A 12080-nucleotide genomic window follows, 5' to 3' on the forward strand; every position below is an offset into this window, starting at 1 on the left:
TGATATACGCTTTTTCATGCAAAGCACTTCCTTGTCAAACTGGAATTGTTAATCTTGAACTGGTCCTATAATGCCAAATGCTATTGCATCAATAAAAAGCACGAACGCTATCACACAAACAATTAAAATAGTTGCAATGACTTTAATAACAAGTTGTTGATTTTGTCTTAAATTACTCTTACTAACAATCCTTAAGACAAAAATCAAAGCAACGAGGATGATAAAAGAAATAATATTATAAAGAACCACTGTTTTCATCTATGTGTCCTCCTTTTTTATATCAATTCCGAGTTGCCGCTCTCCGTATGCCATAGTCTCCGCACGCAAAAAGCCCTTTGCGGCAAGGTGTGTGCTTACACCTCACCCGCAAACTTCATGCCCCAGCTCATGCGGGTGTCGTACATCAGGCGGGTCAGGGCAAGGCTGTCCTGCGGGGTGTAGCGGTTGCTGCCGGTACGCCCCAGCTTGACGCAGCGGCTTGCCTCCCGGATCTCGTACTCAAAGCCGTTGATGTCCACCGGGCAGCGGATGATCTCCGGCTCTTTGCCCTCCACTTCCAGCGTCATGGTGCCGGTGGCTAAAATTCCCCACTTCATAACGGTACTCCCGGTTTATTACTTTGGATTCGTTGCGTCCAGTATACCACGCTTTTCCCTTGCGGAGAAGATAACGAAGCAAAAATATCCCCGGAGGGCGTGTTCCGGCTCTCCGGGGACAGATCCTATGCATCGGTATCTTTCATCTTGTTCCAAACATTCTCATCCATTATAATAGAGATAGAAAGAAGGTGCCAACATGAAACATCGCATTGTGACGGCTGCGCAGATGAAGGAAATTGAACGGGCCGGGGATGCCCACGGTCTGCCCTACCTGCAAATGATGGAAAATGCCGGGCTGGCTGCTTACGCCGAACTGCAAAAGCAGTTCCCACATCCCGGCAGGCTGCTGGTGGTCTGCGGAAAGGGCAACAACGGCGGCGATGGGTTTGTGATTGCCCGCGCCGCAGCAAAAGACGGCTGGAGTGTGACCGTTCTTCTGGCCGAGGGCGAGCCGAAAACCGCGGATTCCATCCTCAATTTTGAGCGTCTGCACTCCCTGCCAGTGCACATCTGCACTGACGGTTCTGTACTGGAAACCCAGAGCTTTGCTGCCGTTGTGGATGCCCTCTACGGCACCGGGTTCCATGGTGCACTGCGGCCTTCCGGTCTTGCTGCCTGCGGGCTGTTGCACCGTCTGCACAAGAGCGGTGCCTTTGTGCTTGCCGTAGACCTACCCAGCGGCATCAACACGGATACCGGCGAGGTTGCCGAAGGTACTGCTCATGCGGATCTGACCGTAACCTTCGACAGCTATAAGCCTTTGCATATCGCAGAATCTTCTGCGCCGCTGTGCGGAAAAATCGTCTGTGCCGACATTGGCATCCGGGACGAATGGCACCCGGAGTTTTGACGAGGCTTGCCGCTACGGAAAAGCACCTGCACGCAAAAGACCCCGGCAGCTTTCAAGGCACGCCGGGGTTCTTTTTGTCATTCTGCTGCAAAATGTCTGCACTTTCTTGGCAGAACGCAGAAAATACGGAAACCGCTTGATTTAGCTCGGTTTCCGCACTAGAATGGAAACCAGAAAAGCAAGCACAGTTTCCACAAGGAGGACGCTCATGCAGGAAAAGCTCGATGCCCTTGTGCGCACGCAGGCCATGCAGTTATTCCGTCAACAGGGGCTGCATTTCACCATGCAGCAGGTGGCAGAGCCGCTGCATATCAGCAAAAAAACCATCTACACCGTTTACCCCTCCAAGGAGGCCCTTCTGCTGGACATGGTAGACCACGCCTTTGCGGACATCCACCGCTGCAAGCAGGAAATTCTGGCGGGCAGCGGTACTTTGCAGGAAAAGCTGCGGGCAGTCATCATTGCCATGCCGACGGAATATGCTGCGCTGGACCTGCGGCAGATGAAGGAGCTGGACGAAAAATACCCGGTGGTGGCGGCGCGGGTGCGCAGTCAATTGGAAAACGGGTGGGAACACACCATGGCGCTGCTGGAACAGGCTGTGGCAGAGGGGGTCATGCGCCCGGTGTCCCTGCCGGTGCTGCGGCAGATGATCACCGCATCCATTGAGAGCTTTCTGGCAGACCGCAGTCTGGCAGAAAGCGGGGTGCAGTATGTGGCTGTACTGGAGGAAATGATCTCGATCTTACTGGAAGGAGTATTGCCGCGATGAAACACAGTTTTTGCGATGATTGGGAGTTTACCCACCACTGGACCGAAGCCTTTGGCAAGGGGCTGCCGGTGCCAAAACAACAAGCCGTCCGCTTGCCCCATACCTGCCGGGAGGTGCCGCTGCACTATGCCACCCCCGCTGATTACGAGATGGTCTGCGGCTACCGGAAGCGGTTCCGGGTGCCGCCGGTGCAGGCTGCGCCCCGGCTGTTCCTCCTCTTTGACGGAGCCGCCCATCAGGCGGTGGTGCGGGTCAACGGCAGGGTTGCCGGGCAGCACCGGGGCGGCTATACGGGCTTTGCGGTGGAGATCACAGACCTTGTAGACCGGGAGGGTGAAAACCTGCTGACCGTGCAGTTGGATACCCGTGAAGACCCGACCATTCCACCCTTTGGCTTTGTCATCGACTACCTGACCTACGGCGGGCTGTACCGGGAGGTCTGGCTGGAAGCCACGGCAGAGAGCCGCCTGACCGATTTGTTCGTCTACACGCCCACCCTGCATGAGGCTGTGGTGCAGTGGACGGCAGAGCTCACACCCGCAGCCGTGGCGGTCCGCATTCGGCTGGAGACCGCAGACGGCACCCTGCTGGCAGAGCGGACCGCACAGGCGGCAGAAACCGGGAAGATCCAGCTTTCTGTGCCGGATGCACAGCCGTGGGATACCGAGCACCCGGTTTTGCATCATGCCGTGGCAGAGCTTTTGAACGCAGCCGGACAACCCATCGACCGCAGGCAGGTGACCTTTGGCTTCCGCACCGCAGAGTTCCGGGCGGATGGCTTTTATCTCAACGGAAAAAAGACCTTCCTGCGGGGTCTGAACCGACACCAGAGCTACCCTTACATCGGCTACGCCGCACCGGAAAGCCTGCAGCGGGAGGATGCCCGCATTTTGCAGGAGGAACTGCACTGCACCGCCGTGCGCACCAGCCACTACCCCCAAAGTCCATATTTTCTGGACGAGTGCGACCGGCGGGGTCTGCTGGTGTTCACCGAACTGCCGGGCTGGCAGCACATCGGGGACGACAACTGGAAGGACGCCGCCTGCGAAATGCTGCGGGAGATGATCTTGCAAAACCGCAATCATCCCAGCATCATCCTGTGGGGCGTGCGCATCAACGAGAGCGTGGACGACGATGCCTTCTACACCCGCACCAATCAAATTGCCCATCAGCTGGACCCCAGCCGTGCCACCTCCGGTGTGCGGTATCTGGAAAAAAGCCATCTGCTGGAGGATGTCTACGCCTACAACGATTTTTCCCACAACGGCACAACGCCCGGCGCAAAGCCCAAAAAGGACGTGACCCCGGATATGGGCAAGGCGCTGCTCATCTCGGAGTGCAACGGTCACATGTACCCCACCAAGCCCTTTGACGATGGCCCGCACCGGCAGGAGCACGCCTTGCGGCACGTCCGGGTGCAGAACGCCGCCTATGCCAGCAAGGAGCACGCCGGGTGCTTTGGCTGGTGCATGTTCGACTACCAGACCCACAAGGACTTTGGCTCCGGGGACCGCATCTGCTACCACGGGGTGCTGGACAGCTTCCGCAACCCCAAATTGGCGGCAGCGGTCTATGCCAGTCAGGGTGACGCTGACCCGGTGCTGGCGGTCAGCTCCTCCATGGACATCGGCGATAACCCCGCCGGGCAGCTGGGCACGGCCTATGTTTTCAGCAATGCCCAACAGGTAAGGCTTTATAAAAACGATGTGTTCGTCACCGCCCTGCGCCAAAGCGAGTGGACGGCGCTGCCCCACCCTCCCTTTGTGATGGACGATTCCATTGGCGAGCTGCTGGAAACGCAGGAGCACTTTTCCCCCGCCAAGGCAGCCGCTGTGCGGGACTGCCTGCTGGCCGCCGGAAAATACGGCTTGGCGGGACTGCCGCTGGCCTACAAGGTCAAATTCGGCTGGTGTATGCTGCACTACAAAATGAGCTTTGAAGATGGCGTGGCGCTTTACGGCAAATATGTGGGCAACTGGGGCGGCGAAGCCACCCGATGGCGGTTCGATGCCGTGCAGGACGGCAACGTAGTGCGCAGCGTGACCCTCTGCCCCAGTGCAAAGCTGCACTTGGAAGTCAAGGTCAGCCGGACGGCTCTTCGGGAAAAAGATACTTACGATATGGCCGCTGTCCGGGTGCGCATTCTGGACGAGAACGGCACCCTAGCCCCCTACGCACAGTTCCCGGTGCAGTTTGCGGTGGAGGGCAGCACCGCCCTTGTGGGTCCACAGACCTCCGTTGCCGAGGGCGGCATGACCGGAACCTATCTGCGCACCGTGGGCACTGCCGGAGAAGCCCTGCTGACCGTTTCTGCACCGCAGACCCAGCCCGTTGTGCTGCGGTTCACCATTGAAAAGGAGGACGCTGTATGGAACTGACCCTGAAACAGAAAACCGCATTTGGTATTGGTGCCGTGGGCAAGGATATGGTATATGCTCTGTCGGCTTCTTACGTCATGTATTATTATCAGGATGTGCTGGGGCTTTCGGCCAGCTTTGTGGGCGTCGTGCTCATGGCTGCCCGGTTCTTTGATGCCTTCAACGACCCCTTTATGGGGGTTCTGGTGGCAAAGACCCGCACCCGCTGGGGACGTTTCCGTCCGTGGATCTTTTCCGGCACGCTGCTCAATGCGCTGGTGCTCTACGCCCTGTTTGCCGCCCCGGTGCTGGACGAAGCGGCGTTGATGGTCTATTTCAGCGTGATGTACATCCTGTGGGGCGTCACCTATACCATGATGGATATCCCCTACTGGTCCATGATCCCCGCCGTGACCCGCACCCCAAAAGACCGGGAGAACCTTTCCATGGTGGGGCGTACCTGTGCAGGCGTTGGTTCGGCTCTCATTGCCATGTTCACCATGCTGCTGGTGGGAGCCCTTGGCGGCGACAGCGAGCGCGCTGGCTTCCGCTGGGTGGCATTGATCGTAGCGGCAATTTTTGCAGTGACAGAGCTGGTGTGCTGCATTTCCATGAAAGAAACCACCCCCAGTGAGATGAAGACCGCCACCGTAAAGGAGATGTTCTCCGCCCTGTTCCGCAACGATCAGGCTATGGTAGTGGTAGGCAGCATCGTGCTGATCAACTCGGCACTGTACCTTACCTCCAACTTCATCATCTATTTCTTCAAGTACGACCTTGGCGGTGCAGGCTGGAAAGCCACCTACACCCTGTTTTCCACCGTGGGCGGTGCGGCGCAGATCCTTGGCATGATGGTGCTTTACCCCTTGCTGCGCAAAAAGTTCAGCAGTACGCAGGTATTTTACCTGAGCCTTGTGCTGGCGCTGTGCGGCTACGGCATGCTGCTGGTGTTCTGCCTGACCGGCCTGTCCCACAGCCTTGCCCTGCTGTGCATTCCGGGCGTGGTGGTGTTCGCCTGCAACGGAATGCTGACCGTGCTGACCACCCTGTTCCTTTCCAACAGCGTGGATTACGGCCAGCTCAAGACCGGCCGCCGGGAGGAGAGCGTCATCTTTTCCATGCAGACCTTTGTGGTCAAGGCTGCCTCCGGTGTGGCGGTATTCCTGACCGGCATCGGGCTGGACCTCATCGGTCTTGTGGGCAACACAGAGGAGACCGGCCCGGTGGCAGTACAAAGTGCCGGAACCCTGCTGGGTCTGCGCCTGATGATGACCGTTCTGCCCATGCTGGTGCTGGCTGGTGCGCTGGTGCTGTTCCGCCGCAAGTTTGTTCTGACCGATGCCCGCGCTGCCGAGATCAGCGCACAGCTCCACGGGGAGGAAACGCACCATGACTGAAACGCTGCACTGGTACGCGGAAACTTCCGGCGGCGTACAGACAGGCAACTGCACGGTCACGGAGAATGGCGGTGCGCTGCATCTGACGGCAGACCTGCCCGCCGGGACGCTGAAGGCGGTGCGTGCCGAGATGCCGTGGACGATGGAAGCAGACGAGCGTCTGTTCATGAACGGCTACCAGACATGGACCTACAGCCCGGAGCTTGACCGGAACGGCAAGCTGCGCGGCACCGACCACATCCTCGGCTTTCTGCGCAAAAAATATGCCTTTGACCGCTACGGCGATTATCATTTTGCGCCTTATGGGCATCAAAAGGGGCAGAGCCACGGCTTTTCCTACTGCTATTTCCGCAAGGGCACACAGTTCCGGCTGGTGGCATCGCTGGACGAGAAGCCGGGCTACACCATCCTCCGCTACGACAGCGGCAAAGCCCTGCTGACGCTGGAGCGTGACTGCGCCGGGGTGGAGCATCCCGGCGGCAGTTTCCCACTCCTTGACCTGTTTTTTGCCGAGGGCGGCGAGACCGAGGTGTTCGACGGCTGGTTTCAGGCTATGGGCATCAAGCCCCGGACTGAAAAGAAGCTGGCAGGCTATTCCAGTTGGTACAACCGCTATCAGGACATCACCGAGGATACCATCCGGGAGGACCTGACCGGATGTCGCAGCCTGCTTTGTCTGGGAGACCTGTTCCAGATCGACGATGGCTGGGAGCCCAAGGTGGGCGACTGGCTGGAAACAGATGCACAGAAATTCCCCCACGGGCTGAAAGGCATGGTGGAGGAAATTCACGCCGCCGGATTTCAGGCTGGGCTATGGCTTGCACCCTTTGTGTGCGAAAAGGACTCTGCCCTTTTCCGGCAGCACCCGGACTGGCTGCTGAAGGTGAACGGCAAACCGTGGTGCTGCGGCTGCAACTGGAGCAGCTTTTATGCGCTGGATATCGACAACCCGGCCGTGCTGGATTATCTGCGCCGGGTATTTGACCGGGTGCTGAACGACTGGGGCTTCGACCTTGTCAAGCTGGATTTTCTGTACGGTGCTGCCCCCTTTGGCAACGCCCGCGAGAGCCGGGCAGCCAGGATGTACCGGGCTATGGAGCTTTTGCGCACATGGTGCGGGCAAAAGCAGATTCTCGGCTGCGGCGTACCGGTGATGCCGGCTTTCGGGCTGGTGGATTACTGCCGTGTCAGCTGTGACGTAGGGCTGGACTGGGACGATGTGTGGTATATGCGCCTGTTCCACCGGGAGCGGGTGTCCACAAAGCAGGCCATCAACAACACGGTATTCCGGCGGCAGCTCAATGGCCGTGCCTATGGCAGCGACCCGGATGTGTTCTTCCTCCGGGAGGAAAACTGCAAGCTGACGGCAGAGCAAAAACGCACCCTTGCCACGGTCAATGCCCTGTTGGGCAATGTGTTCCTTACCTCGGATATGCCGTCCCGCTATACAGAGGCGCAGCGGGCAGAGTACCGCCGTCTGCGCGATATATTTGAACATGCAGAACAGGTGAAGGTGAAAACGGAAGAGGGGGCGGTTTGTATTCACTATCTTCTGTACGGCAGACCGCAAAAGTTGCTTTGCAGCCTTTTTTAGAAAGCAGCCGAATATGTGCTTGTACTGTGGAGAGATTTAATCGGTATCTGGAAACTGATTTGCTTCCCCATCTGAACGGCAATTCTGTCCTCGCAATGGATAATATGAAATCGCACCATGCAAAGGCAGTGAAAGAGCTACTGGACAGTTCCGGTGTTCGATACATTTATCTTCCTTTGAAATACCAAACGAACATTGCCGGCATATCCAAGATACGTTTTACCCGCCCTGCAATTTCCCTTATAATAGCACCGCAGTCTTGAAACGGCTGCAACATTCCCATATCACAAAGGAGGCTTTCCGGTATGGGACAACGGCAAAGTGAGATCATCAAAAATCACATGGAAGTCTACTGGCACGACTATGCGTCGGCCAGCAAGGGCGTCCCCATTACCGAGGCGGGGCTTGTGGAAAAAGCCTCCGTCATTGGACGCACCGGGCTGATGCTGCTGGAATGCGGCACCGGCGCATGGCGTGTCCGAAGCTCCATGAACACCCTTTCGCGGGAGCTGGGAGTCACAACAACAGCGGACATCGGCCTGTTGTCCATTGAGTTCACCTGCTTTGATGGTGACCAGTGTTATACCCAGTCACTCTGTCTGACAAACACGGGCGTGAATACCTCCCGGCTGAACCGGCTGGAGCATTTCGTCAACGACTTCGACCGGGAAGGAAAATTTATGACCGGCGAAGAGCTGCACAGCCACCTCGATGAGATTGAGCGCATCCACGGCTTGTATTCGCCCATCGCACTGGGCTTTGCAGCCGCACTGGCCTGCGGCTGCTTCACCTTTCTGCTTGGCGGCGGCATTGTGGAAATGCTGTGTGCCTTCTGCGGTGCAGGCATCGGCAACTTTGTACGGTGCAAGCTGACAAAACACCATTTCACCCTGTTTCTGGGCATTACGGTGTCGGTCTGTTCAGCAAGCCTCGTGTATGCCATCCTGCTGAAGCTGGCAGAGGTGCTGTTTGCCGTATCGGCGCAGCACGAGGCGGGGTATATTTGCTCCATGCTCTTCATCATTCCGGGCTTTCCGTTCATTACCAGCGGCATCGACCTTGCCAAGCTGGATATGCGCTCCGGGCTGGAACGTCTGGCCTACGCCGTCCTCATCATTCTGGTGGCAACCATGACGGCTTGGATCATGGCACTGCTGCTGCATTTGCAGCCGGTGCAGTTCCCTGCCCTGAGCCTGACACTCCCGGAAGAGATCGTGTTCCGGCTGTTGGCAAGTTTTGGCGGTGTGTTCGGCTTTTCGCTCATGTTCAACAGTCCCCGGAACCTGGCAGTCTGCGCCGCCCTTATCGGTGCGGTAACGAACACGTTCCGGCTGGAGCTGGTGAGCCTTGCGGGCTTTCCGCCCGCTATTGCAGCGTTTCTGGGCGCACTGCTGTCCGGCTTGCTGGCCTCCTGCCTGAAGAGCGCCGTCGGTTATCCCCGCATCTCCGTCACCGTGCCGTCCATCGTTATCATGGTACCGGGACTGTATTTCTACCGTGCCATCTATAATCTGGGCATCCTGTCTCTGATGGACTCCGCCACATGGTTTGCAGATGCCATTCTCATCATCGTGGCACTGCCGTTAGGGCTGATCTTCGCCCGTATTGTCACTGACAAGACTTTCCGTTATTGCACCTGATGTGCAGCATTTCCATTCTCCCTTATAAGGCAAAACGCAGCGAATCTTTTAACGGTTCGCTGCGTTTTGTTTTGCTGTGATGCACTTATAAAGGGAGTTCGTTTACAGGGCGTTTACTCGCCGTAAACGATCTTGGTAGAAGTTTCCACATGGCGTTCCAGCCGGTCGGCAAAGTGTTCCAGCGGCAGAAAAACGCCAAGTTCATCGTAGCGGGTTCCGCCGTCCTTGAGCGTATCCTGTCCATAGTAGACCACGGAACGGGGCAGTGCGTGCTGCAGCCTCATCTGGATATCCCAGACGGTGGAGTAGGCCTCCGCTTCCGTTACCTTCTGCTTCACGGTGTCCGGCAGTTCGTAGATCAGCAGCAGCCCCAAATGCTGGTTGTAGTGGTACTCCACCACATCCATCGAGCCTTCGTCGTAGCCGTGATACTTGCAGTAGCCGCTGGCAAGGTACATTTTTACCTTTTCCTGCTTCTGGAACACCCGGATGAACCGGTCGTATACTTTGCTGCTCACGGCAAATTTGTTGTTCGGCAAAAGAACGCCGGCATCATCCGTCAGGATCACCGGGTTCGGCTGACCATCGGCGTTGAATTTGAACGGGATCAGAGCAGCGTTCCGTAGCAGGTCAAACATACTGTGCTGGCAGATCGCCATCAGAAAGGCAGACAGATCCTTGTTCTCGTAGGCATTGAACAGCGCTGCGGCAAACTGCTGTGCACTCACGGCCGGCGCATCCAGTACTTCTGCCATGTCCAGCGAGTCGTTGAAGGTATCCATCAGGCGGTGGCAGGCTTCTGGATTTTTCAGGATCTCCCCGAACAGTGCCTCTGCCTTTTCTTCTCTTGGAAATATCGTTGCCATCAAAAGACCCTCTTTCTGTTTATTTCCAACTACTATTATAGGTTCATAATGCCCCGCTGTGAAATACTGCTTTCATATTGCTGCTATATACAGAACACTTTTTACACATTTTCCAAGTGCCTGTATAATGGATGCTGCAATCATGTATGATGGCCAGTGGTTCAGCCCGCTGCGCAAAGCTCTGAGTGCCTTTGTCACCTCCACACAGGAGCATGTCACCGGCAAGGTACGTCTGGAACTGTACAAGGGCAACCTCATCAATGCAGGGGTCTGGTCGCCGTACTCTCTGTATCGTGAGGACATCGCCACCTTTGCCGCAGGCGGCGACTACAAGCAGAGCGATGCCACCGGTTTCATCAGCATCTATGGTCTGCCCACTAAGGTGCAGGCTATCGTAAACAGCGAAAAAAAAGGGGAATGAAGTAGTTTATAGCAGTTTGTGTTTTTAATGCACAAGCATCGCTTGTGGTTTACTCTGCGAATAAAAATGGCCCCGGAGGGCTTGTTGCAGCTCTCCGGGGCCATTTTATGTGCGTGTGTGACTTGGCACACACGACCGGCGTTTTACTCGATCTCGATCAGATTCGGGTTCTCAGGCAAAGCCTTCGTCTGCTGAGGAGCAGGCAGCTCGATGTGCAGGACACCATCCTCGAACTTTGCGTGGATGTCCTCCTTCTTCACATCGCCCACGTAGAAACTGCGTGCGCAGGTGCCGGAGAAGGATTCGCGCCGCAGATAGCGGCCCTTCTTATCCTTTTCGTCATTGCTGTGGCTGCGCACTGCCTGAATGGTCAGGTAGCCGTCGTTCAGATCCATCTGAACGTCTTCCTTCTTGCAGCCCGGCAGGTCAACCGCTACTTCGTAGCCGTTGTCCGTCTGTTTGACATCGGTCTTCATCATGTTTGCACCACGCTTACCAAAGGTATCACGAGCCTCACGGTTCATCATACGTTCCAGTGCAGCGTCATTCCAGAACGGATCGAAGAAATCATCGAACAGGTTTTCATGGAAAACAGTCGGCATAAGCATAAATCATTCCTCCAATCCCGGCGTTCGGGTCGGGGCAAAAAATCTGAAGCGTCCACTCGGAAAGGCTTTCCGGGGAGCCTTGCGGCTCTCCTTTTGCCCTTCCTCCTGAGCACGCCACTATTATAGCACCATGCGTTAGCAGTGTCAATAGTAGAGTGCTAATATTCACGAAAAAATAACACTTCTGCAACAATTTCTTGGTTCTGTCTTTCCCTATTACCACAATGAGACAAAAATCACCCCTGGGAGATGGAATCGCATACCGTTTACTTTCCGGCTTATCCCATTTTAGCGAAAAAAGCTACGTTTCAGTTGTTTTCCTTCATAACGGTCACTCCTCTCTTATGGATGTTCTTGGGTGGCAAACTGGAAGTTGTTTATTTCTACTTTTTCGGTTTTGGGGCTGGCAGTTCATCATACATTGCATGAAACAAGCCTGTCAAAAATTCCTTATTATCAACTTCATCTACCAACAACATCTCTTTTGCTCCCTCATAGGGTAATTCATACGGAGCTGTCGGCATATAACTAATTGCTGATTTTACTGGTTTAACAAGTAATCTATCATCATAGATACCGCCTACAACCTTGCCACGATAATAAATAATAAATTCTCCCATCATAGCTCGATAAGTAATTTCTTCTAACTCAGATAGCTGCCCTAAAATAAACTCTAAGTATTCCTTGCTTGATGCCATATTTCCACCTCAAATTCCGATTTTCCGCCCTCAGTATACCACGCTTTCCCCTTGCAGAAAAGCACCTGCACGAAAAGGGGCCGCCCGCAGATCCTCCGGCAGGCGCTTCAAGGTCTCTGCCCGCAGTTCCTGTGGCATCCCGTAAAAGGCTTCGGCAATGCCACCGCCGCCCAGCAGGCTGCGGTTGGCTGCATTCACGATGCAGTCACAGTCCAGCTTGGTAATGTCTCCCTGCACGATTTCCAGTTGGTTTTTGATTTGTTCGGAACGCATGGTAT

The 12080-nt window shown here is 55.8% G+C and carries 11 protein-coding genes and 2 pseudogenes; 7 read left to right on the forward strand and 6 right to left on the reverse strand.

The features are described from left to right. Nucleotides 1-48 precede the first annotated feature (48 nt). Complete coding sequence (locus D3F01_RS02060) at nt 49-258, reverse strand: hypothetical protein (RefSeq protein WP_097772305.1); 210 nt, start codon at nt 256-258, stop codon at nt 49-51. A 95-nt stretch (nt 259-353) separates the two neighbouring features. Then, a complete protein-coding gene (locus D3F01_RS02065; RefSeq protein ID WP_242885758.1) occupies nt 354-596 on the reverse strand; it encodes a hypothetical protein in 243 nt (80 codons plus the stop codon). Between the two features lie 199 nt (nt 597-795). On the opposite strand from D3F01_RS02065, the gene D3F01_RS02070 reads away from it, so the two are divergent. The 6 genes from D3F01_RS02070 to D3F01_RS02095 all read left to right on the forward strand — a co-directional run bounded on the left by D3F01_RS02070 (nt 796) and on the right by D3F01_RS02095 (nt 9209). After that, nucleotides 796-1449 carry an NAD(P)H-hydrate epimerase gene (locus D3F01_RS02070; RefSeq protein WP_242885759.1) on the forward strand — a complete coding sequence of 218 codons (654 nt, stop codon included), beginning with the start codon at nt 796-798 and terminating at the stop codon, nt 1447-1449. Between the two features lie 208 nt (nt 1450-1657). Continuing rightward, a complete protein-coding gene (locus D3F01_RS02075) occupies nt 1658-2221 on the forward strand; it encodes a TetR/AcrR family transcriptional regulator (RefSeq protein ID WP_242885760.1) in 564 nt (187 codons plus the stop codon). Further along, a complete protein-coding gene (locus D3F01_RS02080; protein ID WP_242885761.1) occupies nt 2218-4599 on the forward strand; it encodes a glycoside hydrolase family 2 TIM barrel-domain containing protein in 2382 nt (793 codons plus the stop codon). The genes D3F01_RS02075 and D3F01_RS02080 overlap by 4 nt, the downstream gene beginning before the upstream one ends. After that, nucleotides 4590-5975 (forward strand): glycoside-pentoside-hexuronide (GPH):cation symporter, encoded by a 1386-nt coding sequence (locus D3F01_RS02085; RefSeq protein WP_242885763.1) that lies wholly within the window; start codon nt 4590-4592, stop codon nt 5973-5975. The genes D3F01_RS02080 and D3F01_RS02085 overlap by 10 nt, the downstream gene beginning before the upstream one ends. After that, the gene (locus D3F01_RS02090) at nt 5968-7569 is read left to right on the forward strand and encodes a glycoside hydrolase family 36 protein (protein ID WP_242885765.1); all 1602 of its coding nucleotides are present in this window, start codon (nt 5968-5970) and stop codon (nt 7567-7569) included. The genes D3F01_RS02085 and D3F01_RS02090 overlap by 8 nt, the downstream gene beginning before the upstream one ends. Nucleotides 7570-7874: 305 nt before the next feature. Further along, entirely contained in the window at nt 7875-9209 is a 1335-nt protein-coding gene (locus tag D3F01_RS02095; protein ID WP_156075556.1) for a threonine/serine exporter family protein, read from the forward strand. Nucleotides 9210-9322: 113 nt separating this feature from the next. Here D3F01_RS02095 and D3F01_RS02100 read toward each other — a convergent pair whose 3' ends face one another. Further along, entirely contained in the window at nt 9323-10075 is a 753-nt protein-coding gene (locus D3F01_RS02100; RefSeq protein WP_097770688.1) for a DUF4866 domain-containing protein, read from the reverse strand. Between the two features lie 139 nt (nt 10076-10214). Between D3F01_RS02100 and D3F01_RS02105 the strand changes: the two are divergent. After that, nucleotides 10215-10496, forward strand: a pseudogene (locus D3F01_RS02105) (argininosuccinate synthase); the annotation flags it as partial. Between the two features lie 143 nt (nt 10497-10639). Here D3F01_RS02105 and D3F01_RS02110 read toward each other — a convergent pair. The 3 genes and pseudogenes from D3F01_RS02110 to D3F01_RS02120 form a co-directional block, all read right to left on the reverse strand. Continuing rightward, the gene (locus D3F01_RS02110; protein WP_055191187.1) at nt 10640-11104 is read right to left on the reverse strand and encodes an Hsp20/alpha crystallin family protein; all 465 of its coding nucleotides are present in this window, start codon (nt 11102-11104) and stop codon (nt 10640-10642) included. Nucleotides 11105-11487: 383 nt separating this feature from the next. Then, nucleotides 11488-11802: a TfoX/Sxy family protein gene (locus D3F01_RS02115; protein WP_242885767.1), complete on the reverse strand. Its 315-nt coding sequence runs from the start codon at nt 11800-11802 to the stop codon at nt 11488-11490. 156 nt (nt 11803-11958) lie between these two features. Then, nucleotides 11959-12075 (reverse strand): annotated as a pseudogene (locus D3F01_RS02120) (ADP-ribose-binding protein); the annotation flags it as partial. Nucleotides 12076-12080: the final 5 nt, after the last annotated feature.

The sequence above is a fragment of the Faecalibacterium sp. BCRC 81149 genome, assembly GCF_022750605.1.
In the GTDB taxonomy this organism is placed as follows: Bacteria; Bacillota; Clostridia; order Oscillospirales; family Ruminococcaceae; genus Faecalibacterium; species Faecalibacterium duncaniae.